The following is a 22,271-nucleotide window of genomic DNA, read 5'->3' as shown; positions in this document are numbered from 1 at the left end:
GCCTCTACGCTGGAAGCCATGATCCGAGAGTTCGCCGCCGGCATCCGTACGCTGCTGCGGGGATTCGGCCTGTGGCGCACGCGGCCGGGCCTCATGGTGCTCGGACTGATCCCCGCGATCATCGCGCTGATCCTGCTCGCTGCCGCACTCGTGCCGCTGATCATCTCGCTGCCGTCGGTCTCCACCTGGCTGACGCCGTTCGCCGAGGGGTGGCTCGAACCGTGGCGCGGACTGCTGCGGTCCGCAGTGAGCTTCGTGATCGTCGCGGCGGCGCTCGCCCTGGCCAGCGTCGTGTTCAGCGCTCTGACCCTGACGATCGGCGACCCGTTCTATCAGCGCATCTGGCACGCGGTCGAGGTCGATCTCGGTGACGCTCCCCCTGCCGACGGCGGCGGCTTCTGGAGCGCCCTCGGCGAAGGGCTCCGACTGGTCCTGCTCGGCATCCTGATCGCGGTCCTCGTGCTGCTGATCGGCCTCATCCCGGCCGTCGGTGGATTCCTCGGCCCCATCGCCGGTGTCGTGTTCACCGGTCGACTGCTCGCACGCGAACTGACGGGCCGCGCCTTCGACGCCCGCGACCTCAACCCCGCCGACCGAGCCGTGCTGTTCTCCGGCAGCCGCGCACGGGTGCTCGGCTTCGGTGTCGCGACCCAGCTCTGCTTCCTCATCCCCGGCGGCGCCGTCGCGATCATGCCCGCCGCCGTCGCCGGCAGCACCATGCTCGCGCGGGACATGCTCACCCGCACGGGAACCGCTGCGCTGCCCACGACGACGACCCCGACGCCGCCCCCGCCCGCGCCCCTCGGGGCTTCCTGATGCCCGAGGGCGACACGGTCTTCCGCACGGCCCGACGCCTCGACGAAGCGCTGGCCGGTGCGGAGGTCACCCGCTTCGACCTCCGCGTCCCCCGGTTCGCCACGCTCGATCTGACCGGGCAGCCCGTGCACGGCGTGGTTCCCCGCGGCAAGCATCTGCTCATGCGCATCGGCGACAGCACACTGCATTCGCATCTGCGCATGGACGGCGCCTGGTTCACGTACCGCCCGGGAGAGAAGTGGCGGCACCCGGCGTTCAAGGTGCGCGCCGTCGTCGGCACACCGCGGAGTGAAGCCGTGGGCGTCGACATCGCCGAGATCGAGGTCGTCGCCACGCGCGACGAGGACCAGCTCGTGGGGTACCTGGGGCCGGATCCCCTCGCCGACAGCTGGGACGCGGCCGAAGCGGTCAGGCGTCTCGGGGCCGATACGCGCAGCATCCATGTCGCGCTCCTCGATCAGCGCAACGTCGCGGGGTTCGGCAATGAGTACGCTGCGGAACTCCTGTTCCTGCGTGGAATCCTGCCGACCACGCCGACGCCGGACGTCGATGTGTCCGCCCTCATCGATCTCGGCGTCCGCACCATCCGCGCCAATCGCGACCGCCGCCACCGCACCTTCACCGGCATCGATCGCCCAGGTCAGGGCACCTGGGTGTACGGTCGCGCCGGACGCCCGTGCCGACGCTGCGGAACCCTCATCCGACGCGGCGAGCAGGGCGCCGATCCGACCCGCGAGCGCGTCACCTTCTGGTGCCCCTCCTGCCAGCGCTGACCACATCCATCCGCGGGAATGAATCCGCCGCTGCCGTGGTTGTTGATATATCCGGAGAACTCCGGAGCACGGGAGGAATCGTGGGCAAGAACTACGTCGACATCGAGAACGACCAGGGCGCGACGCTGCGGTATCGCAAGCACGCGAACGGCCGGGGTCTCGTCGCGCACGGCGCGAAGGTGCACCCGAAAGCGCACATCGAGGCCGGTGCGTATATCGAACCGGGGGCGCGCGTCGGCGCCGGGGCCACCATCGCCCGCGGCGCCTGGATCGACGAGGATGCCGTGATCGGCGAAGGCGCGTTCGTCGACGCGCACGCGCACGTCGGCCACGGTGCGGCGATCGGCGATCACGCCTACGTGGGTGTCCGCACCGACATCGGCGCCGGAGCGCGCATCGTCCGCGGCGCCAGGATCGGCGACGACGAGACGGTCGCCGCGGGACTCACCATCGCGACGGACCAGAAGGGCCTGTGGCTCGCGGCCTGACCGGCCGAGCCCTGAGCCGGCTCACAGCAGGCGCCGCTCCGACGCCCATGCGGTGAGTTCGTGCCGCGACGACAGCTGCAGCTTCCGCAGCACCGATGACACGTGCGTCTCGACCGTCTTGATCGAGATGAACAGCTCCGACGCCACCTCCTTGTAGGCGTACCCGCGGGCGATGAGGCGCATGACCTCCTGCTCGCGCGCCGAGAGCCGGTCGAGCTCGTCGGTCGCGGTGGCGGTCTCTCCGGAGACCGCCCCGAACGCGTCCAGCACGAAGCCGGCGAGTCGCGGCGAGAACACGGCGTCTCCCTCGGCCACCGCCCGCACCGCGCTGCTGACCTCGATGCCGGACGAGCCCTTGGTGATGTAGCCCCTGGCCCCCGCACGGATCACCCGCACCACGTCGGCCGCCGCATCCGAGACGCTCAGCGCGAGGAACCGTGCGCCGGTGGGTGCCGAACCGCGGATCACGGCTTCACCGCCGGCCGCATCGTCGCCGCTTCCGCCCGGGAGATGCACGTCGAGAAGCACGACATCCGGCTGTGTCGCGCCGATCACGGTGATGGCGGAGGGCACGTCGGCCGCTTCGCCGACCACGTCGACGCCCGCGTCGAGATCGGCACGCAGGCCGGAGCGGAAGATCGAGTGGTCGTCGACGATCACGACCCGGATGCTGTCAGCCACGTTGTTCCTCCCGAGCGGGTGCCGGCCGCGCGGCCGGGCGATCCTGGAGCGGGCCCGTCATGATCCGCAGGTGCACCTCGGTGCCGTTCTCGTCGCTGCGGACCGCTCCGCTGCCACCCGCACGCCGCATGCGCCCGATGATCGACTCCCGCACGCCCAGCCGATCGCTGGGCACGTCGTCGAGGCGGAACCCTGCACCTCGGTCACGGATGAACACGTCGACGCCCGAAGCGCTCCCCTCGATGTACACCGAGATCTCGCCACCCGCATGACGGGCTGCGTTCAGGATCGCCTCCCTGGCGGCCGCCGCGAGCTCCCCGCTCGCACGTTCGGTCGACAGACCGGCCGAGACCACGTCGATGCGCACCGGATAGTCGAGCTCGAGCGCTCCCGCATAGTCGCGCAGGTCTGTCGGAAGGTCGCTGTCGGCCGGGGCGTCCCCGTCGTACAGCCACGCGCGCAGCTCGCGCTCCTGCGCCCTGGCGAGGCGTGCGGCCTCACTGGAGGCCCCCGCCCTGTTCTGGATCAGCGCCAGCGTCTGCAGCACCGAGTCGTGCAGGTGCGCGGCCATCTGGCTGCGCTGCTCCTCGCGGATGCGGCGCACGCGCTCACCCGAGAGCTCACGCCATCGGGGGATCAACGTCGACGACACCACGGCCGCGAGTCCGGCCAGAGGAAGGAGCACGAGTGCCACGCCGGATCGGGCGACGGGCCAGGACAGCAGGATCGTGAACAGCAGAGCCAGCAGCAGGATCGAGAGGATCCGGATGCTCATGGTGTGCCGGGGTCCTCGCGCCGTGTCCGTGCGGTCGATCAGCGTGGCCCAGAGCCCGGCACCCGTCGCGAGCGCCGCCGTACCGCCCACGACCAACGCGGCGAGGTCCGGCGGGATCGATCCGCTCAACCAGTCGCTGCCCCCGCGCCAGACCAGCACGACGAGCATTCCCACGGCCGCGGGAGCGAGCAGCAGCCAGGCCACCGGCATCCGCCTCGTCGGCGCACCCTCCCCCTGCTCCCACGGCGTGAACATCCAGCACCAGGCGTAGAGGAGCACTCCTGCGCCGCCGCACAGGGTGAGGGCGATGAACAGTGCCCGCACGGTCCACACCCGCACGCCGAGATGACGCGCGAGCCCGGTGCTGACGCCGGCGACCAGGCAGTCGCGATCGCGGCTCAACGGCGGGCGCGGCGGTGCCGCGGCACGCGGGGGTCGCGCGGGAACGTGCGCCGAAGAGGACATGTGGCAATCCAATCATCCGCACGTGTACTCCGGGGGCTCCCCTGCCCGGAATCAGGGTCCGTTCAGGGGTTCCCCCCATGGCAGCAATCCCGCTGTCGCCGCCAGGATCGAAGCATGACGATTCCGACTGCGCCCCCACCCCCCGCCGACCCCGCCGCTCCGGCCGTCGGCGCTCCGGGCACCGACATCCCGCGCGGTGCCGATCGCTTCCTGCTCTGGGTCGCCGGTCTCGGCGTCGCCCGTTCCGAGGGCTGGCTCGGCGGTGTCGCCGCCGGCATCGCCGCCCGCCTCCGCATCGACCCGCTGATCGTGCGGGGTGTGCTCGTGGTCGCGGCCCTGTTCGGACTGCCGACGATCTTCCTCTACGCCGCCGCCTGGGCACTACTGCCCGACATCGACGGACGTGTGCACGTGCGCGACCTCCTGCGCCGCGATTACCAGCCCGTGCAGTGGGGCATCCTGGCGATGGCCGTCATCGGCCTGTTCCCGACCGCGCCCCTCGCCGGCCGCCTGTTCGGGCTCGGATACGACGGCTGGTCCGCTCTGTCCCTCCTCAGCTGGATCCTCGGGCTGGTGCTCGTCGCCGGCCTGCTCTTCCTGATCGTGCGCGCGGCCAGCCGCACCCCGGGTGCTTCCGCGTCCGATCTGCCGATGGCTTCCGCAGATCAGACGGCCCCGGCCGCGTCCGCTCCCCTCGACGGTTCGGGTACCGCCGAGGGGGCGGACGCCACTCTCTCCACGCAGGCGCTCCCCGCTGCCGACACCGTGACGCAGCCCGCCGCGCCGGATGCCGGGCTCGGGCTGACCCCGCCGGCGCCGCCGGCCCCGCTGCCGCCCGGATCCCAGGACCCTCTCGCCCTCGAGGCGTGGCGCGCCCAGCATGCCGCCTGGAAGGAACAGGATCAAGCGTGGCGGCGCCAGCAGCAGGATGTCGAACGGGCCGCCCGCGACCAGCTGCGCCGGGAGCGCCAGGCTGAGGCCGCCGTGTTCGCCGCGGAGGCGGCCGAGCGCCGCCGCATCCGCCGCGCATCGAACCCGCGAGCGGGCTTCGCCTTCGCCGCGACCATGATCGGCCTCGCCATCATCACGGGCGCCGCCGTCGGTCTCGTCGCCGGTGGGGAAGCCCTCGGCGGGGCACTGGGCCTGCTCGCCGCCGCCCTCATCCTCGCCCTCGGGATGATCGTCGCCGGGGCGTTCCGTCGGCGGAGCGGCTTCCTGGCCTTCGCGACAGCGCTCACGCTGGTGGGCGGACTGGTGGCCGGTGCATTCTCGGCCTTCCCCGGCGTCACGCTCGGCTATGCCTCGATCGGCAACAACGCGCCCGCTCATGTGCGCCAGCCCTTCGGAGATGTGTACGTCACGCTGAACCCGCACGACGACGGCCCCCGGTCGATCGTCGTGGACAAGGGTTCCGGGAACACCTTCATCTATGTGCAGCCGGGAGTGGAGCTCGATCTGCGCGCCACCGTCGATACGGCCACCGTCTCCTGGACGCGGCAGGACGAGGAGAGAGGCGGGATCGTCGACAGCGGCGTCTGGCCCGTCGAGGAACGCGACGGACGCTCATCCGTGTCGGTGAAGATCGCCGCGGAGAACGCCTCGACGACCACGGTCCAGCCGGTCACCGTCCATCAGACCAGCGGCGAGATCGCCGTCATCGTCATCGAGCCCGCGAAGGAAGACCAGTGATGAGCACGCCGACGATCACCGAGACGACCACCCCGCCCCGCACCCGTTGGGCCGCCATCATCTGGGGGCTCCTGTTCGCCGCCATCGCGGGAGGTGCCCTCTGGGCGCTCGCCGACGAAGCCCGACGAGAAGCGGTCGCGGACGCGCTCCTGACTCTGACCCCGCCCACGATCATCACGATCCTGCTGCTGACCGCGGGTGTGCTGCTGCTCGTCGGCGGCGCCACGGGACTCATCCGCCGGGCGCAGCGCAAGCTCGCGGCCGCGACCCCCGCTGCGTCGCCGGAGGTGTCGGGGCCGCTCGCCGAGTAGCCTGGTCCCCATGGCGAATCAGGGAAGACGGCCCGCGAAGGGCGCAAGCCGCGGCACACCGGTTCGCCGGAACAAGGCCGCTCCTGCCGAGCGCTTCCCCCCGCAGAAGCCGAAGAAGAAGACCACCAAGGTGGTCTTCGACTCTCCGCAGCCCGAACCCGAGGCACCGCGCACCTTCCGTCTGGGCGCGGTGCCCGGCGCGACGCCCGGCAAGTGGGTCGATGCGTGGAAGCAGCGGATGCCGCACGTTCCGCTCGAACTCGTGGAGATCGAGGCGGCGTCCTCGCGGGCAGCGCTGGACGATCTCGATGCCGCCCTGGTGCGCCTGCCCCTCCTGGACGAGTCGTTGCACATCATCCCGCTCTACGACGAGCTCCCCGTCGTGGTCGCCGCGGCGGACTCGCATCTGATGGCGGCCGATGACCTCACGGCGGCAGACCTGGAGGGCGAGATCGTGATCGCGCTGACCGACGATGTGCTCGGTCCCCTCGACCTCCCGGGCGCACTCCCGGCGACGTTCGCGGCGCTCCCCACCGATGACGCGATCGCGACCGCAGCATCCGGAGTCGGCATCGTGATCGTCCCGATGTCGCTCGCCCGCAAGCACCACCGCAAGGACGCCGACCACCGCATCCTCACGGACGGACCGACCTCGACCGTGGCCCTGGCCTGGCCCCGCGAGCGCACCACGCCCGATGTCGAGACGTTCGTGGGCATCGTCCGCGGCCGCACGGCGAACTCCTCGCGCTGACGACCGCGTCGGCCGACCGCCGCACGCTCGTTAGAATCTCCTGATGGCCTCGCTTCTCTACATCTGCGTGCGTCCCGAGATCGGGGCGGCGGATGCCGAGCACGCTTCGTTCCGGCGGGCGCTGGGCGTGGACGTGGTCGACCGGCTCGACCTGCTGCAGACGCCGTTGCACATCGAGCGCCTGCGCGGCTACCGCGGCGTCGTGGTCGGCGGCTCGCCCTTCAACGTCTCCGACGCCGTGAAGGCCCCGGAGCAGCTGCGCGTCGAAGCCGATCTGCGGACTCTCGCCGATGCGGCGATGGCGGCGGAGATCGCGGTGTTCTTCACCTGTTTCAGCATCGGAGTCGTCACCCGCATGCTCGGTGGCGACGTCGTGACCGACACCCCCGAGCCCGCGAGCGCCACCGTGATCGAGACGACCCCCGAGGGTGCGCTCGACCCGGTCTTCGGTCCGAGCGGCTCCGCCCTCACCGTGTTCACCGCGCACAAGGAGAGCGCGGCGAACGTGCCTCCCGGTGCGGTGCTGCTGGCGACGAACGAGGTCTGCCCTGTACAGGCCTACCGCGTGGGCACGCACCTGTATGCGGCGCAGTTCCACCCCGAGCCCACCCCTCGCGACTTCGCCGACCGGATGACCTTCTACCGCACCACCGGCTACTTCGACCCCGACGAGTTCGACGCGGTTCAGCAGCAGGTGCTCGCCGCATCCGTCACCGAGGGCGCAGCACTCCTGCGCCGCTTCGCCGAGACCTTCGCCTGAGTCGGTCCGCCGGAGTCGCTTCGCCGGCGTCAGCTCGACGCGGAGTCGCGCAGCAGCGCCACGCGCTCGCGCAGGTATGCCTCCAGCGGCATGAATCCACCGGCGGTGCTCCACCGCACGGAGGGCACCGCATCGATGAGGGCGAGCGGACCCGAGGAACCGCCGGCATCCACCGCATCGACGTCGATCACGCTCCACCCCACGTGCACCACGTCGCCCTCGTCGAAGCCGCCGCGCAGGGCCTCGGCACGGCGCTCGGCGCGCTCCCTCGCCGACTCGGCCGTGTAGCCGCGGCGACCGGGGTCGGCGGCGCGCAACACTTCATTCGTGGCCAGCGCATGCGTATCGGTCAGCAGCAGCACGCCCAGGTGCCAGGCCGCGCCGACCCGCACGATGCGACGCCCGCGCCACCGGGAGTCGCGCTGCTCGCCGAGGCCCTCCTTCGGAGCGTCCTTCAGGTCCATCACGGCCTGGGTCAGGAGGGCGGATGCGGTGGTCACAGTTCTCCCTGCGTGGATTCGGCGGCGTGCGTCGGCCCGACGACCTCGGCGCGATCGCCGCGGAGCGTCATGCCGATGAGCGGATACAGCAGCACCGACAGCATGCCGGCCCCGACCAGCGCCGCGGCCGTGCCGGTATCGAGCATCTTCTGGTCGACACCGATGGCCGTCACCGCGACGATGATCGGCAGGCCAGTCGCGGCGAGGAGCCCGAGGGCCGCCCGATCGCGCACGCTCGCACCGTGCGGAACAGAGAGCTGCGCCGCCGATCCACGGATCACCAGCAGGGCGACCAGGAAGATCGGCACCATTGCGAGCGCGGACGACGAGGTGAGCAGCGCCTGCAGGTCGAAGGTGACGCCGGTGTAGAGGAAGAAGATCGGCACGAGGAAACCGAAGGCGATCGCCTCGATCTTGCTCTCGACCTCTTCCGCGTCCTTCTTCGGGGCGCGCGCCATGATGATGCGCCAGATCGCGCCTGCCACGAAGGCGCCGAGCAGCATGTCGAGGTCGAGCATGACGCTGAGGCCGACGAGCGCGGCGATGAGGAGGATCACGAAGCGTACGCCGAACTGGTCGGAGGTGTGCAGCGTGGCGCGCACGATACGGTGCAGCCGTCCATGCGGCACACGATTGGCGAGAAGCACGGCGAGACCGGCGAGCACGACGAAGGTCAAGAGGATCACGGTGGCGATCGGCGTCGTCCGCGTGCTCAGGAAGATCGAGATCGCGATGAGCGGCAGGAACTCGCCGACCGCGCCGATCGCGCTGATCGCACGGCCGAAGGGGGTGTCGAGCTCGCGGGCATCGCGCAGGATGGGCATCAGCGTGCCCAACGCAGTCGAGCTCAGCGCGATGCCGATCACCACCATGCCCTCCCCCGGCGCGAAGAAGAACCCCAGCCCGATGCCCAGCAGGACGCTGAGCAGCCACCCGAGCGATGCGCGCGCCAGCGGCTTGCCCGCGACCATCTTGAAGTCGATCTCGGTTCCGGCGACGAAGAACAGCAGTGCCAGGCCGAAGTCGCTGAGCTTCTCGAGCAGCGGTCCCGGCTCGACCCAGCCGAGCACGGCCGGGCCGACGAGGATGCCGAGCACGAGCTCGAACACGACGATGGGCACCCGCACCACGGGTCGCACACCACGCGCGAGCAACGGCGCGGCGACCGCCAGCAGGGGGATCAGCACCAGACCGAGGTCGCTCGCTTCCATGCTCTCAGGGTAGGTGAGCCCGCCGCCTCGCGGGTGACGCGCTGCGGGTGATCTTTCGCGATTCGCCCGCTCGGCGCATCCACGGCAGAATCGATGCACACCCTCGAGGAGCCCCCATGTCTCAGCCCGATACCGCCCGCCTGCTCATCGCCTGCGACGACCAGCCCGGCATCGTCGCCGCCGTGGCCGGCGTGCTCGCGCAGCACGGGGCGAACATCATCTCGCTCGATCAGCACTCGACCGACTCCGAGGGGGGCCGCTTCTTCCAGCGCACGGTCATCCACCTCGACGGGCTGGCGGCCGCGCGTCCCGCACTGGAGGCCGACATCGCGGTCGTCGCCGAGCGCTTCCGCATGGAGTGGTCGCTGCATGACGTGGCGCGCCGCAAGCGCGTCGCGATCTTCGTCTCGAAGTACGATCACTGCCTGATGGAGCTGCTCTGGCGCACCCAACGGGGACAGCTCGACATCGACATCACGATGGTCGTCTCCAACCACCCCGACCTGGCGGAGGCCGTCCGCTCGTTCGGGGTGCCGTTCGTGCACATCCCCTCCGGCGACAAGTCCGCGATGGAGGAGCGACAGCTCGAACTGCTGCGCGGCAACGTCGACCTGGTCGTGCTCGCCCGCTACATGCAGATCCTCACCGACGACTTCATCACCCGTCTCGAAGCCCCGGTGATCAACATCCATCACTCGTTCCTGCCCGCGTTCATCGGGGCGAACCCGTATGCGCGCGCCAAGGATCGCGGCGTCAAGCTCATCGGCGCGACCGCGCACTACGCGACCGCCGATCTCGACGAAGGACCGATCATCGAGCAGGATGTCACGCGCGTGACCCACTCCGAGTCGGCGGCCGAGCTGCAGAGCCGCGGTGCCGATGTCGAGCGCCTGGTGCTCGCCCGCGCCGTGCAGTGGCACGCCGAGGACCGCGTGATCGTGCACGGCAAGTCCACCGTCATCCTCTAGCGGAGCGTCTGGCTCGTGGAGCAGCGTCTGGCTCGCGAGGGTTCCGGTCGCACTTCCTGTCGCTCCGAGGCCGTCAGCGCGGCAGGGACTGCGACCGGAACGCCGCAGAGCGAGCGTCAGCGAGCGTCAGCGAGCGTCAGCGAGCGTCAGCGAGCGTCAGCGAGCGTCAGCGAGCGGCCGGAACCCCGGCGAGGAGTTCAGCGAACACGTCCGCGGCGACGCCATGGCGCACCAGCGGCGCGGCCTGCCCCATCCACAGCGACTGCAACGCGCCCAGGTTCTGCTCGCCGGCCGCTGTGCGAAAACGTCCGGTGAGCCAGTTCTGCATCGGGAACGGCGCGATCGTGCCGCTCGCCTCGATCGCCCGCACCACGCGGTTGCGCGCACCCCGGGCGAGGCGTCCGCTCATCGCGCGCGTGAGCACGGTCTCGTCGGCGGCGGTCGAGCGGATCGCGTCACGGTGCGCCTGGTTCGCCGCCGACTCCGCCGTCGCGAGGAAGGCCGTACCGACCTGTACACCGGCGGCGCCCAGAGCGAACGCCGCGGCCGCGCCGCGCCGGTCGGCGATGCCTCCCGCGGCGATCACGGGCACGTCGACCGCATCGACGACCTGCGGGATCAGGGCGAACGTCCCGACGAGCGACTCCTCGGCAGGGCGCAGGAACGACACCCGATGGCCGGCGGCCTCAGCGCCGGTGGCGACCACGGCATCCACTCCTGCTGCGGCGAGCGCGACCGCCTCCGCCACGGTGGTCGCCGTGCCCACGAGCCGGATGCCGCGACGTCGGGCCTCCTCCACCAGCGCGTCGGAGGGCACCCCGAACACCACGCTCAGCACCGCGGGGTCGATCTCCCAGATGGCGTCGAGCTGCTCATCGAGGGAGGGGGTATAGCGCTCGGGTCTTCCGGGAACCTCGACCCCCACGGCTTCGTAGAAGGGCTCAAGTGCCTGTGCGAACACCGTGTGCTGCGGGTTCGGTTCGACCTCATCGCCTCTGGGCAGCCAGATGTTCACCGCGAACGGTCGATCGGTCAGGGAACGCAGCTCGGCCCCGGTCGCGCGGATGCGATCGCCGTCGTAGCCGTACAAGCCGAACGATCCCAGTCCGCCCGCATCGCTCACGGCCGCGGTGAGCGCCGTCGAGGAGAGCCCGCCGAAGGGGCCGAGGATGATCGGATGATCGATGCCGAGCAGGGCGCGCAGGTCACTCATGCTTCGACGTTACGCCCGCGGCGCAGGTATCGTCCCCGTTCGGATCGCGCGAACGGTTGCATTCGAGCCGCCGATGCGACGCTTCGCGCGATTCGAAGCCGGGGCGAAGCGCCGACCCCGGTGATACCCTCGTCGCAGGGAGGAGCGCGCACATGAGCGAGTGGTTCGGGCAGATGCTGAGCTTCGTCGCGACCGCGCTCGGTCTCGTCTCAATGCCCGACGCGGCGGCTCTCGGCCTCGCGATCGCGCTGCTCGCCGTGACCGCCCTCACGCTCGCCATCGTGCTGAGCGTGCGCCCCGGAGCCACAGCCGACGCCCCGCATCCGCTGCGCGCGATCGACGTCGGCACCCTCCTCACGCAGAGCGATCCCGATGCCGCGGGGCATCCGCGCCCTCGGGCGCCGGGAGTCGCGACCGCCGCGTAGTCCGTTCACACGATGGGATCACGCGGCTTTCGCCGACCCTTCCCGACGCCACGAACGGACACCCGCATGGACATCTTCGCCTTCCCCCCTCTCGCCGCCCTCCTCGACGCCGCCTACGGCGCCCTGACCGGGCTCTCCGACCTCCTCACCCCCCTCGCCGGTGCCTCGGCGGCCGCCCTCGCGGTGGTCCTCGTCACTCTGCTGGTGCGGGCGCTGCTCATTCCCGTCGGCATCTCCCAGGCCAAGGCCGAGCAGACCAGGGCGCGCCTCGCCCCGAAGCTGCGTGAGCTGCAGCGCCGCCACAAGAAGAACCCCGAGCGCCTGCAGAAGGAGACGCTGGCGCTGTACAAGGCCGAGAACACGTCGCCGTTCGCCGGGATGCTTCCCGTGCTGGCGCAGGCTCCGGTCGTCGGCATCCTCTACACGCTGTTCCTCCGACCGGAGATCGCGGGGCACCCGAACGAACTGCTCGCACACGACCTGTTCGGCGCGCCGCTCGGCACAAGCCTGGTGTCGGCGCTCTTCGGTGGCACGGCGACCCCTGCCACGTTCCTCGTCTTCGGCGTGCTGCTGGCGGTGATGATCGTCGTCGCCGAGATCACCCGTCGCGTCTTCCGTCCGGCACCGGTGGCGGGGGACGACTCTCCGCTGAACTCCCCCGCCATGCTGCGCGTCGTCTCGGCGATGCACTACCTCACCGCCGTCTTCGCCGCGTTCGTCCCGCTCGCTGCCGCGCTGTATCTCACGGTCACCGTGGTGTGGACGCTCGTGCAGCGTGTCATCCTGCGGCGGCGGTTCCCGCTGCCGACGCCCGCTCTCAGTCAGGCAGCGGTATCGGCGCGGTGAAGGGGCCGGAGGGGCCGCCGTCGCGACGGTCCCTCCGTACGCCGAGCGTGGTGCCGACGCTCGCGGCGATCACGAGCCCGACGGCGAGCATCCGCAGCGGTGTCGCGTCCTGCCCGAGGATGAGCCACCCGGCGAGGGTCGCGAACGCGGGTTCGAGGCTCAGCAGCACCCCGAACACCCGCTGCGGCAGACGGCGCAACGCCGCGAGTTCGAAGCTGTAGGGGATCACCGACGACAGCACCGCGGTGATCGCCGCGAGCAGCAGGAGCTGCGGGTCCATCGCGACCGTCGATGCGGCGGGGATACCGACCGGGATGAGGAGCACGGCCGCGACCACGAGGCCCATCGCCAGTCCGCTGCTCCCGGGGATCAGCGCGCCGACACGGGCGCTCATCCGGATGTACATCACCCAGAAGCCGGCGGCGATGAGGATGAACACGACCCCGAGCGGATCGAGCGGCTCGGCGCCGATCATGCCGTCGATGCCCAGGACGACCATGCCGAGCAGGGCGACCCCGACCCAGGCGAAGTCCGCGAGCTTGCGGGTGAGCACGGCGGCGAGCACGAGCGGACCGAGGAACTCGATCGCGACGGCGGGGCCCAGCGGGATGCGATCGATCGCGGCGTAGAAGAAGCCGTTCATCGCGGCGAGCGAGACACCGAAGAGCACCGCGGCGAGCCACTGCGGGCGGGTCCACTTCCGCGGTCGCGGGCGCACGATGACGACGAGCAGGATCGCGGCGATCGCGACGCGCAGCGAGGTCACGCCCCACGGCCCGAGCACGGGGAAGAGCTGGGCCGCGACCGCGGCCCCGAAAGGGAGCGAGAGGCAGGAGCCGATGACGAGCGCGACCCCCACGAGGGGACTGGACGCGGCGGGCTTCTGCACCAGACAAGCTTAGGCGGCGGCCCCCGGCCGGACCGCCGCCTCGACGCAGATCAGAGAGCCTTGCCGCCCGTGACCGCGATGACCGATCCGGAGGTGTACGACGACTCGGACGATGCCAGGTACACGTACGCCCCGGCCAGTTCTGCCGGCTGTCCCGCCCGGCCCAGCGGGGTGTCGTCTCCGAAGGTCGCCAGCCGCTCGGCGTCCCACCCGGTCGCCGGGATCAGCGGCGTCCAGATCGGCCCGGGCGCGACGGCGTTGACCCGGATGCCCCTGGTTCCTGCCTCCTCCGCGAGCGCCTTCACGAACGCCACCTGCGCCGCCTTCGTCATGGCGTAGTCGATCAGTCCCGGCGAAGGGTTGTACGCCTGGACGGACGCGGTCACGATGATGCTCGCTCCAGGCTCGAGCTGGGGGTAGGCCGCCCGTGCCGAGAACAGCATTCCCGCGAGGTTGGTGTCGAACACCCGGCGCATCCGCTCCGTCTCCAGGTTCTCGAAGCCGTCGATGTCGTGCTGGTAGCCGGCGTTGAGCACGAGCACGTCGAGTCCGCCGAGCGCACTCCGCGTCCCCGCCACGATCTCGGTCGCGAACGCCTCGTCCCGCAGGTCACCGGCGAAGCCCACTCCGGTGCGTCCCGCCTCGCGGACCAGGGCGAGGGTGTCCTCCGCGTCGTCCTGCTCCTCGGGCATGTGCGCGATCGCGATGTCCGCGCCCTCGCGTGCGAAGGCGATCGCCACGGCACGCCCGATGCCCGAGTCTCCGCCGGTGATGAGGGCGCGGCGTCCGTCCAGGCGGCCGTGGCCGACGTAGGTCCGCTCGCCGTGGTCCGGTTCGGGCCTGGTCTCCTCGGTCAGTCCCGGCTGGTCCTGGTGCTGTGCGGGGAAACCCTCCTCGCGGTGCGCGTGCCGTGGGTCGGTGGTGTCGTCGGTCATGGCCGATCCTCCTCGTCTCGTCGGACGTGTCGTCGTCGGAGCAACCCTCCCCGATCGTCCCGTCCTTCGTCAGGGGGTTGACAGATCTCGCCGTTCGCCAGGGTGCCGTCGATGTCCGGGGCGCAACGCCGAGACCCACCGACGGATGCTCCGCGCCGGTGGGTCTCGATGAGGTGCGTGGGCTCGAGGAGAGCCCCGGAGGTCAGAGCGGGGGCGTGACCGGAACCTCTCCGGCACCGGGCTCGTCGCCGGCCTCGGCCGGTTCGGGAACCAGGTACAGACCGCTCGGAGCGTTCGCCGTGAACGCCAGCGCCTCGATCCACGCGCGGTTGATCGAAGGCTGACGGCTGCCGAAGTACTTGAAGACGAGCGAGCTCCCGGGCTGGATCCACACGGTGGTGCGCCCGCCGCCCACGCTCGCATCTTCGCGCCAGCTGAACGGGAACGGCTCGCCGCGCCGCAGCTTCGCGGTGATGACGAGTTGCAGGTGGGTGAGGGCGCGGTCCTCGATCTCGGTCTTCACGCCGCCTTCGTAGACGAACTTTCCCATTGGTGGTGCTCCTTGGTCGCTGCCTGGCCGAGACGACGGCTTCGGTCCATTGTCGCGCACTCCTCCGCCGGATGCCGCCCTCACGGGCAGGTGTGCCCGATGCCGACTCGATACACCGAAGTCAACCCCCTCGGCGAGACATCGACCGGAGCCTAGCCTCGGGGTCACTCGAACTCGAGAAGGGCAATGCCATGAACGACCGACACATCGACGACCGTCCCGACGAGGGCTACACGCCGACGACCACCCACGCCCAGTGGGGCGCGGGAAACCCGCGGCTGCGCATCACGCGGGACGACGAACGCACCGAATTCGCCCTGGAAGACGACGTGGTGCGCATCGGCTCGGCCGACGGCAACGAGCTGCGCCTCGCCGACACCGACCCCGTGCATGCCACGATCACGCACGACGACCGCGACGAGTATGTGTTGACTATGCACGGCGAGGGCGAGACGAACGCGAGCCTGGGTGTGGACGCGACCCATGTCGATGAGGACTCCGAGACACTGCGCACGGGAGCGCACTTCACGGCCGGTCCGTGGACTCTCGTGTTCGCGCGGGATGAGTTCGCCGATCACGGTCGCCCGTACGGAGGCCGCGCGGGTGGCGAATACTCCGACCAGCCGCTCCAGCCTCCTCGCCCCGACTATGACGAGAGCGAAGAGCGATGACCACCACCCGCGACCTGATGACGCCGAGTCCGCGGTGCATCGGGGTGAACGATTCGCTGCGCATCGCCGCGTCCGTCATGGCGGATCTGGATGTCGGCGCCCTGCCGATCTGCGGCGAGGACAGCAAGCTGAAGGGCATGCTCACCGACCGCGACATCGTCGTCGGAGCGATCGCCCTCGGGATGGACCCGGAGACGACGCCGGCGTCCGCACTCGCGAAGGGCAGGCCCGTCACTGTCGACGCCGACGACGACATCCGTGTGGCCCTCGATCGGATGCAGGAGAACCAGGTGCGACGCCTGCCGGTGATCGCCGATCGGCGGCTGGTCGGGATCGTCAGTCAGGCGGACATCGCCCGTTCGCTCTCCGCGGCGACGACCGGCAAGACGGTGGAGAGCATCTCACGGTGACCCTGCACGACGACCCCACAGCCGATCCGGACACCGAGACGGACGACGCGGACGACACCGAGACAGACGGCGCGAGCGGCGGCCCCGGCATGCGCAGCCACATCGCGCGACTGAGTGAGCTGGCCGCCGAGCGACCGCTGCGGGTCGGGGTGGCGGAGTCGCTCACCGCCGGCCTGCTCGCGCACACCATCGGCTCCGGCGACGCGGCCTCGGACTGGTTCGCCGGCGGCGTCGTCGCCTACCGGACCGACGTCAAGGAGCGGGTGCTCGGGCTGACACCGGGGACCGATCCCTGCTCCGCCTCGTGCGCAGAACAGCTCGCCGCGGGGGCACGGCGCCTCTTCGACGCCGACATCGCCGTGTCGACCACGGGAGTCGGAGGCCCCGAGCCGCAGGGGGGTCACCCCGCGGGGACGGTCTACCTGGGCTGGGCCACCGCTGACGATACGGGTCATCGGAGGCTCGCTCTGGTCGGCGACCCGGAAGAGGTACTGGCCGCGACCGTCGCCGCCGCCGTCCGCCTGCTCGCCTTCCATTCCGAGGGGTTCCGCCCGCTCGGGCCCCTGCGCGGTCAGGACGCCGACGAGTAGCGTCGGCGATCCGGGCGTCACTGCCCCGGGATGAGCCCGATCCGCAGGGGCGCGCCCGGGCTGGCGGCTGCCGCCAGAGCCGCGTCGATCTCGAACAGCCCGCGCACCGCGCCGACCGCATCCGCGAACGGGTAGGCCCGCCCCCGTCCGGCGAGGAAGGCCACGGCATCGGCCAGCTCGGCACCGGTGTAGTTGTGGACACCGGCGACCGTGACCAGCCGTCGCACGATGCTCTCGGCGTCGAACGGCACCGGGTCGGCGGGGAACACGCTCCCCACCAGCACGACCGTTCCCCCGACCGCGACGCCCGCGAGTGCCTCGGCCACGGCATGCCCCGAGGCCTCGATCACCACGTCGGGTTCACGGGCGAGACCCGTCGCGCCGAAGCGTGCGGCGAGCGCGCGTCGATCCGGATTGGGGTCGAGCACCTCGACGGTCGCGCCCTGCTCGGCCGCGATGGCCGCAGCCGACAGCCCGACCAGTCCGGCCCCGTGAATCCGCACGGCGGCCCCGTCCAGGTCGCGGTCCTTGGCGGCCCTCGCCACCGCCGCCCAGGCGGTCGCCGTGGCGCACGACGCGGGGGCGAGCACCGAGGCGGGGAGCGCCTCCGGCACGCGCACGATGGCCGTCCCCTCCCGCAGCTGCACATGACTCGCGAAGGCTCCGGTGAGATCGCCGTGCGCGCCGACGCGGTCGTGTCCGTACTTCCCCAGGTCGCGGCATTTCTGCGGCATGCCCTGTAGGCAGCGGTCGCAGCGCGCACACGACACCATGACCGACCAGACCACCCGGTCGCCGATCCGCAGCGGAGTGCCGTCGACGGTGAGCGCTCCGGCGTCGCCGGTCGCGATCACCCGCCCGACGCTCTCGTGTCCGAGCACGAGGGGCGTCGGCGCGGATCGACGGCCCTGCACGGTGTGCACATCGGAACCGCAGATCGTCGACATCTCGACCGCCACGAGCACGTCGCCGTCGGCGAGCGCGACCCCGGGCACGGCGATCGTCTCATGCGGATGGCCCTCGCCGATCCAGACCATCGCGGTCGCCGCCGGGCGCAGAGCGACGTCTCTCCGGTGTCCGGGAGGACGGATCAGCAGCGTTCCCATGTCGGGCCTCTCAGGAGGTGGCGACGAGCGGGAGCAGTTCGCGCTGGACGAGCACGCCGCGCAAGGCGGTCACATCGCTCAGCACGGCATCCGCCCCTGCGGCGCTCAGCGCCGGACGATCGTGTGCACCGGTCAGCACGCCCGCGACGAATCCGGCACCGGCTCGGCGGCCCGACTCGACGTCGCTGACGGTGTCGCCGGCGACAGCGACGGCCTGGACAGAGGCGGTCTGCGTGCGCAGCAGCGCGGTGAGCACCAGGTCCGGGGCGGGACGCCCGCGTCCGGCATCGATCGGCGACAGGACGAGGTCGACGAGATCGCCCCACCCCAGACCGTTGATCAGGGCGTCGCGGGTCACCGGGGCGAAGCCGGTGGTGAGCACGACCGTCAACCCGGCATCCTTCAGCCCCTGGATCGCGTCGGCGGCGCCAGGGACCTCGGAGACTCCCTGCTCGGAGACGATCTCGGCGTACGCGCCCTCGAACGCGGCGGTCGCCCGTGCGGCCGACTCGGCGTCGCCACCGGAGAGGTGCGTGAAGACATCGATCTTCGACTGCCCCATCGTCACACGCACGTAGTCGAGCGCCTCGTCCCACGGCATCCGGTCCGCGACGCCCGTACGCTCGGCGGCGCGCTGGAACGCCTGTTCCACGACGCCGTCGTCGAGCACCGTGGTTCCCGCCATGTCGAGGACGACGAGTTCGAGAGGAGTGGTCATGATGTTCCTTCCATTGCTGCCGCCCACCCGAAGGCGGCGGTGAGATTCTCTTCGGCGAGCCCCAGCCCTGTGGTCATCCCGATGCCGGTCGTGGCGGCGAGCACCAGCACACCGTCGTCGGTCCGGTCGATCAGGAACTCCTGCCGCCCCTTCGCGTATACGCCCTGCCACCGCTCGATCACGCGGGGAGCCGGTGCGTCGAACAGCGCCTCCGCCTCGGCGAGGAACGCGGTGAACGCGGCTTCGGGCTGAAACGGCACAGGGGCCACGGCGGTGGAGTGCGAGTCGCCGATGATGAGCGTGCCGTCGGGGAGCTGCGTGTACATCTGGTTGAGGTCGATCGCGGCGAGGTCGGGCCGCTCGGTGTGCAGGCGCTCGCGCAGCACGGCGGCCTCGGGTCCGTCGGAGAACCGACCGTAGCGGACGAGCGACCAGCCGGTGAGCAGCGGCGCCGCCAGCGGATGCCGGAACGACACGGCCGCCCGCATCATGTCCAGGGCGCAGCGGACCACCCCGTGCCGTTCGGCGACTTCGGGGAGCAGCTGATCGATGTCGTGGTTCACGGCGACGACGACGCTCCCGCAGGCGATCGGACCGCGGGTGGTCTCGACACGTCCGTCTCCGACCGCGGTGACGGCGGTACGGAAGCGGAACTCGACGCCCAGACGAGCCAGGTGACGCACGATGGCATCCGCCGCGGTGCGCGGATCCGTCTGCAGGTCGGTCTCGATATGCGCGCCGCCGATGAGTCCCTCGGCACGGAGCGGGGCGAGACGCAGGAGCTCCGCGGAATCCAGCATCCGGATCCCGCCCTCGCGGGACGCGGCCTCCAGCACGGCGAGCTCATCGTCGTGCCGGGCGGCGACCAGCGTGCCCGACTCGCGCAGCCAGAAGCCCGCATCCTGGGAGAGGCGCAGCCACAGGTCGCGCGAGATGTCGGCATACCGCCGGGCCTCCCCGCCCTGAGCCCCGATGCAGAGGTGCCCGAAGTTGCGGATCGTGGCGCCGACCGGTGCGTCGGTGCGGTCGACCACGATCACGCGCAGACCGCGCCGGACCGCCGCGTACGCCGCACCCAGACCGACGATCCCAGAGCCGACGACGACCACGTCGGCCGTGTCGAGAGGACGATTCATCGGAACACCTTCCGCATCCACATCGCGAGCCCTTCGACCACCAGCACGGTGGCGAGGATCATCAGCACGATCGCCGTCACGGTCTCGTAGCGAGAGCCCTGGCTGGCGTTGAGCAGGTAATAGCCGACGCCGCCGCCGCCGACGATGCCGAGGATCGTCGCCGCGCGGATGTTCGTGTCGAGCATGTAGAAGCTGTGGCCGATGAGCGCCTGCATGCCCTGCGGCACTGTCGCCGAGGTATAGGTCTGCAGACGCGTCGCGCCCACCGCGCGAAGTGCGCGTTCCGGTCCGCGGTCCACTTCTTCGAAGGAGTCGGCGATGAGCTTGCCGAGCAGTCCGATGCCGCCGATGGCGAGAGCGATGACGCCGGCCTGCGCGCCGAGTCCGGTGATGACCACGAGCACGATCGCGAGGATCAGCTCCGGGATGCCGCGGATGCCGACGAGCAGCAGACGTGCCGTGCCACGGGCACCGGAGCTCGGGGCGACGTTGCGTGCCGCGAGCGAACCCAGCAGCAACGACGGGAGCAGGGTGAGCACGGTGGCCGCGAGGGCGATCGCGACGGTCTCGCGCATCGCCTGGAACATCGCGCTCGCGTCGTAGTTGCCGAACGACGGCGGCCAGAACTTCGCCGCCACCTCTGGCAGCTTGGCCCAGAACGTGATGAGGTCCATCCAGTTGATCTGGCTGACCACGACGCTGCCGATCACCACGAGCACCGCGACGACGCCGGCGATCGTGTGGCGCACGCGCTGCGCGGTCCAGGGCCGCCGCACCGCGGTCTCCGGGCTGGCCGCCCAGGCGGGGCGAGAGTCGGGTGCCGATGCGGCGTTCGCGCCGAGACGCGGATGCAGGATCCTGTCGATCCACGATCGGGTGTGCTTCTGCTCGCCGAGCATCGCGCCGCGGACCATGCTCGAGACGATCTCCATCGCGACGCACAGGATGAAGATCACGAGGGCGATGCCGAGGCCCTTGCCGTAGTTGAGCGACTTGAACGCATACGACATCTCCAGGCCCAGACCGGCGACGCCGACGTAGCCGAGAACCACGCTGCCGCGCAGGTTGATGTCGTTGCGGTGCAGCACGGTGGCCACCCAGCTGGGCAGCACCTGCGGCAGGATGCCCGATGTGAACTCCTGCATCTTCGAACCGCCCGCCGCACGGATGGCGAGGCGGGGGCCTTCATCGATCTGCTCGATCGCATCGGCGAACATCTTCGAGATCATGCCGATCGAGTGGATGCCGATGGCGAGGATCCCGGGAAGGGTGCCGAGCGAGAACATCAGCACGAACGCCATCGCGAGCACCACGTCGGGAAGCGCACGGGTGAGCACGCCGATAAACCGCGCGGCTGCGCGCCATCCGTTCCCCGGCGTGGTGTTGGCGGCGGCGAGGTAGGCGATCGGCACCGACAGCACGGCGGCGAGCAGAGTGCCCACGAGCACGAGTCCCACGGTGAGGGCGATCAGCCAGGCGAGGTCGCCAGGGGCGGGGAAGGTGAGACCGCCGACGCGCGCCATGAAGTTCTCGGCATTGCCCCAGCTCTGCACCATCGCCGGGAGGGAGATGTCGACATCGCGGACGGCGAGGATGCCGAGCACCACGAGGGCGACCAGGGTGAGGGATGCCGCGATCCGCTCCGGCGAGATCGGACGCTTCGGGGCGCGCTCGGCGACGCTGCGCCCGCCGCCCTGAGCCACGGGGCCTGCGCCGCGTGTGGCGGCATCGGTCGCGGAATCGAGGGCCGTCATGATGCGGCCACCTGCGCAGCCGCCTCGACCAGCTCCTCGGCCACGGCACGGATCTCGGCGGTCGTGGTGGCGACGCGGCCGTAGATCTCCATGACCTCGGCCTTGGTGAGATCGTCGGTCGGGGTGTCCAGCACCACTTCGCCGTGACGCAGACCGACGATGCGGTCGGCCCACGCGATCGCGAGGTCGACCTGGTGCAGGCTGCAGACGACGGTGAGTCCCTCGTCGGCGGCGATCTCCCGGATCAGCGCCATGACCTGCTCGCTCGACTCCGGGTCGAGCGAGGCGACCGGCTCGTCGGCGAGCAGGATGTCGGGCTTCTGCATCAGGGCCCTGGCGATGGCCACGCGCTGCTGCTGTCCACCCGAGAGGGTGTCGCTGCGCTGGTAGGCGCGGTCGAGCAGACCGACGCGGTCGAGGTGCTCGAGTGCGGTGAGCTTGGCGGCACGCGAGTATCCCCAGAGGCCGAGGCGCGGCCCGCGCACGCCGGACAGCGATCCGGTGAGCACGTTCTCGAGCACGGTGAGCGAGGGCACCAGCTCGAACTGCTGGAAGATGAAGCCCACGCGGCTGCGGAGGTCGCGCAGCGCCCTGCCCTTCAGCACCGGCACCTGTGAGCCCAGCACCTCGACCGAGCCCGCGGTGGGGGTCTCGAGACCGTCGAGGTGGCGCAGCAGGGTCGACTTCCCCGAGCCGGAGAGGCCGAGGAGCACGACGATCTCGCCGCGGGACACCTCGAGCGAGGCATCCTTCAGTGCGGTGGTCGTCCCGAAGGTCTTCGTCACGCCGTCGAGGCGGATGAGGGCGTCGGATGCCGAGGCGGTCATGTCGTAGCTCCTG

26 protein-coding genes are annotated in these 22,271 nt (G+C 70.9%); 13 read left to right on the top strand and 13 right to left on the bottom strand.

The window, feature by feature from the left end; genetic code table 11:
• Positions 1–18 precede the first annotated feature (18 nt).
• The 3 genes from GLO27_RS14940 to GLO27_RS14930 all read left to right on the top strand — a co-directional run bounded on the left by GLO27_RS14940 (position 19) and on the right by GLO27_RS14930 (position 2,077).
• The gene (locus GLO27_RS14940) at positions 19–816 is read left to right on the top strand and encodes an EI24 domain-containing protein (RefSeq protein ID WP_167255545.1); all 798 of its coding nucleotides are present in this window, start codon (positions 19–21) and stop codon (positions 814–816) included.
• Positions 816–1,589, top strand: coding sequence for an Fpg/Nei family DNA glycosylase (locus GLO27_RS14935; RefSeq protein ID WP_167255543.1), 774 nt, complete (start codon positions 816–818; stop codon positions 1,587–1,589). Before GLO27_RS14940 ends, GLO27_RS14935 begins: the two co-directional genes overlap by 1 nt.
• 80 nt (positions 1,590–1,669) lie before the next feature.
• Entirely contained in the window at positions 1,670–2,077 is a 408-nt protein-coding gene (locus tag GLO27_RS14930) for a DapH/DapD/GlmU-related protein (RefSeq protein WP_017829277.1), read from the top strand.
• Between the two features lie 21 nt (positions 2,078–2,098).
• On the opposite strand, the gene GLO27_RS14925 is transcribed toward GLO27_RS14930, so the two are convergent.
• Positions 2,099–2,758: a response regulator transcription factor gene (locus GLO27_RS14925; RefSeq protein ID WP_021201190.1), complete on the bottom strand. Its 660-nt coding sequence runs from the start codon at positions 2,756–2,758 to the stop codon at positions 2,099–2,101.
• The gene (locus GLO27_RS14920; protein ID WP_021201191.1) at positions 2,751–3,998 is read right to left on the bottom strand and encodes an ATP-binding protein; all 1,248 of its coding nucleotides are present in this window, start codon (positions 3,996–3,998) and stop codon (positions 2,751–2,753) included. The genes GLO27_RS14925 and GLO27_RS14920 overlap by 8 nt, the downstream gene beginning before the upstream one ends.
• Positions 3,999–4,112: 114 nt before the next feature.
• Here GLO27_RS14920 and GLO27_RS14915 point away from each other — a divergent pair, with 114 nt between their 5' ends.
• From GLO27_RS14915 to GLO27_RS14900, 4 genes are read left to right on the top strand one after another with little or no spacing between them, the layout of a single operon-like run.
• Positions 4,113–5,687 (top strand): PspC domain-containing protein, encoded by a 1,575-nt coding sequence (locus GLO27_RS14915; protein WP_167255541.1) that lies wholly within the window; start codon positions 4,113–4,115, stop codon positions 5,685–5,687.
• Positions 5,687–5,998: a hypothetical protein gene (locus tag GLO27_RS14910; protein WP_021201192.1), complete on the top strand. Its 312-nt coding sequence runs from the start codon at positions 5,687–5,689 to the stop codon at positions 5,996–5,998. Before GLO27_RS14915 ends, GLO27_RS14910 begins: the two co-directional genes overlap by 1 nt.
• 10 nt (positions 5,999–6,008) lie before the next feature.
• Complete coding sequence (locus GLO27_RS14905; protein ID WP_036271716.1) at positions 6,009–6,749, top strand: LysR family transcriptional regulator substrate-binding protein; 741 nt, start codon at positions 6,009–6,011, stop codon at positions 6,747–6,749.
• Between the two features lie 43 nt (positions 6,750–6,792).
• Positions 6,793–7,509, top strand: coding sequence for a hypothetical protein (locus tag GLO27_RS14900; RefSeq protein ID WP_021201194.1), 717 nt, complete (start codon positions 6,793–6,795; stop codon positions 7,507–7,509).
• A 29-nt stretch (positions 7,510–7,538) separates the two neighbouring features.
• Here the strand turns inward: GLO27_RS14900 and GLO27_RS14895 are convergent, their stop codons facing one another.
• Positions 7,539–8,009: a glutaminase gene (locus GLO27_RS14895; protein ID WP_167255539.1), complete on the bottom strand. Its 471-nt coding sequence runs from the start codon at positions 8,007–8,009 to the stop codon at positions 7,539–7,541.
• Complete coding sequence (locus tag GLO27_RS14890; RefSeq protein WP_029259989.1) at positions 8,006–9,220, bottom strand: cation:proton antiporter; 1,215 nt, start codon at positions 9,218–9,220, stop codon at positions 8,006–8,008. Before GLO27_RS14890 ends, GLO27_RS14895 begins: the two co-directional genes overlap by 4 nt.
• Positions 9,221–9,336: 116 nt before the next feature.
• On the opposite strand from GLO27_RS14890, the gene purU reads away from it, so the two are divergent.
• On the top strand, positions 9,337–10,188 hold the full coding sequence (purU, locus tag GLO27_RS14885; protein ID WP_021201197.1) for a formyltetrahydrofolate deformylase: 852 nt from the start codon (positions 9,337–9,339) through the stop codon (positions 10,186–10,188).
• A 166-nt stretch (positions 10,189–10,354) separates the two neighbouring features.
• Here purU and GLO27_RS14880 read toward each other — a convergent pair whose 3' ends face one another.
• Positions 10,355–11,401 (bottom strand): DUF561 domain-containing protein, encoded by a 1,047-nt coding sequence (locus GLO27_RS14880; protein WP_167255537.1) that lies wholly within the window; start codon positions 11,399–11,401, stop codon positions 10,355–10,357.
• 152 nt (positions 11,402–11,553) lie between these two features.
• Between GLO27_RS14880 and GLO27_RS14875 the strand changes: the two genes are divergently transcribed.
• The gene (locus tag GLO27_RS14875) at positions 11,554–11,826 is read left to right on the top strand and encodes a DUF6412 domain-containing protein (protein ID WP_029259987.1); all 273 of its coding nucleotides are present in this window, start codon (positions 11,554–11,556) and stop codon (positions 11,824–11,826) included.
• A 66-nt stretch (positions 11,827–11,892) separates the two neighbouring features.
• Positions 11,893–12,672 carry a membrane protein insertase YidC gene (gene yidC, locus GLO27_RS14870; protein ID WP_167255535.1) on the top strand — a complete coding sequence of 260 codons (780 nt, stop codon included), beginning with the start codon at positions 11,893–11,895 and terminating at the stop codon, positions 12,670–12,672.
• Here yidC and GLO27_RS14865 read toward each other — a convergent pair.
• The 3 genes from GLO27_RS14865 to GLO27_RS14855 form a co-directional block, all read right to left on the bottom strand.
• Positions 12,644–13,561: a DMT family transporter gene (locus GLO27_RS14865; protein ID WP_029259985.1), complete on the bottom strand. Its 918-nt coding sequence runs from the start codon at positions 13,559–13,561 to the stop codon at positions 12,644–12,646. The genes yidC and GLO27_RS14865 overlap by 29 nt on opposite strands.
• Before the next feature lie 50 nt (positions 13,562–13,611).
• Positions 13,612–14,496 carry an SDR family oxidoreductase gene (locus tag GLO27_RS14860; protein WP_167255533.1) on the bottom strand — a complete coding sequence of 295 codons (885 nt, stop codon included), beginning with the start codon at positions 14,494–14,496 and terminating at the stop codon, positions 13,612–13,614.
• Between the two features lie 202 nt (positions 14,497–14,698).
• Positions 14,699–15,046 (bottom strand): hypothetical protein, encoded by a 348-nt coding sequence (locus GLO27_RS14855; protein ID WP_021201203.1) that lies wholly within the window; start codon positions 15,044–15,046, stop codon positions 14,699–14,701.
• A gap of 191 nt (positions 15,047–15,237) precedes the next feature.
• On the opposite strand from GLO27_RS14855, the gene GLO27_RS14850 reads away from it, so the two are divergent.
• The 3 genes from GLO27_RS14850 to GLO27_RS14840 are packed head-to-tail and all read left to right on the top strand — an operon-like array spanning position 15,238 to position 16,717.
• Positions 15,238–15,717, top strand: a complete 480-nt coding sequence (locus GLO27_RS14850; protein ID WP_021201204.1) for a hypothetical protein — start codon at positions 15,238–15,240, stop codon at positions 15,715–15,717.
• Positions 15,714–16,127, top strand: a complete 414-nt coding sequence (locus GLO27_RS14845) for a CBS domain-containing protein (RefSeq protein WP_021201205.1) — start codon at positions 15,714–15,716, stop codon at positions 16,125–16,127. Before GLO27_RS14850 ends, GLO27_RS14845 begins: the two co-directional genes overlap by 4 nt.
• Positions 16,124–16,717 (top strand): CinA family protein, encoded by a 594-nt coding sequence (locus GLO27_RS14840; RefSeq protein WP_292774398.1) that lies wholly within the window; start codon positions 16,124–16,126, stop codon positions 16,715–16,717. Before GLO27_RS14845 ends, GLO27_RS14840 begins: the two co-directional genes overlap by 4 nt.
• 17 nt (positions 16,718–16,734) lie before the next feature.
• On the opposite strand, the gene GLO27_RS14835 is transcribed toward GLO27_RS14840, so the two are convergent.
• From GLO27_RS14835 to phnC, 5 genes are read right to left on the bottom strand one after another with little or no spacing between them, the layout of a single operon-like run.
• On the bottom strand, positions 16,735–17,823 hold the full coding sequence (locus GLO27_RS14835; RefSeq protein WP_167255531.1) for an alcohol dehydrogenase catalytic domain-containing protein: 1,089 nt from the start codon (positions 17,821–17,823) through the stop codon (positions 16,735–16,737).
• A gap of 10 nt (positions 17,824–17,833) precedes the next feature.
• Positions 17,834–18,541, bottom strand: a complete 708-nt coding sequence (locus GLO27_RS14830; protein WP_167255529.1) for a phosphonatase-like hydrolase — start codon at positions 18,539–18,541, stop codon at positions 17,834–17,836.
• Entirely contained in the window at positions 18,538–19,677 is a 1,140-nt protein-coding gene (locus tag GLO27_RS14825) for a TIGR03364 family FAD-dependent oxidoreductase (RefSeq protein ID WP_167255527.1), read from the bottom strand. Before GLO27_RS14825 ends, GLO27_RS14830 begins: the two co-directional genes overlap by 4 nt.
• The gene (gene phnE, locus GLO27_RS14820) at positions 19,674–21,431 is read right to left on the bottom strand and encodes a phosphonate ABC transporter, permease protein PhnE (RefSeq protein ID WP_167255525.1); all 1,758 of its coding nucleotides are present in this window, start codon (positions 21,429–21,431) and stop codon (positions 19,674–19,676) included. The genes GLO27_RS14825 and phnE overlap by 4 nt, the downstream gene beginning before the upstream one ends.
• On the bottom strand, positions 21,428–22,258 hold the full coding sequence (gene phnC, locus GLO27_RS14815; RefSeq protein WP_167255523.1) for a phosphonate ABC transporter ATP-binding protein: 831 nt from the start codon (positions 22,256–22,258) through the stop codon (positions 21,428–21,430). The genes phnE and phnC overlap by 4 nt, the downstream gene beginning before the upstream one ends.
• Positions 22,259–22,271: the final 13 nt, after the last annotated feature.

Source organism: Microbacterium sp. Be9, from assembly GCF_011754135.1.
GTDB classification, from domain to species: Bacteria; Actinomycetota; Actinomycetes; order Actinomycetales; family Microbacteriaceae; genus Microbacterium; species Microbacterium maritypicum_A.
Note: the sequence above shows the minus strand (reverse complement) of the source record. Positions and strands in the feature narration are given on the sequence as shown.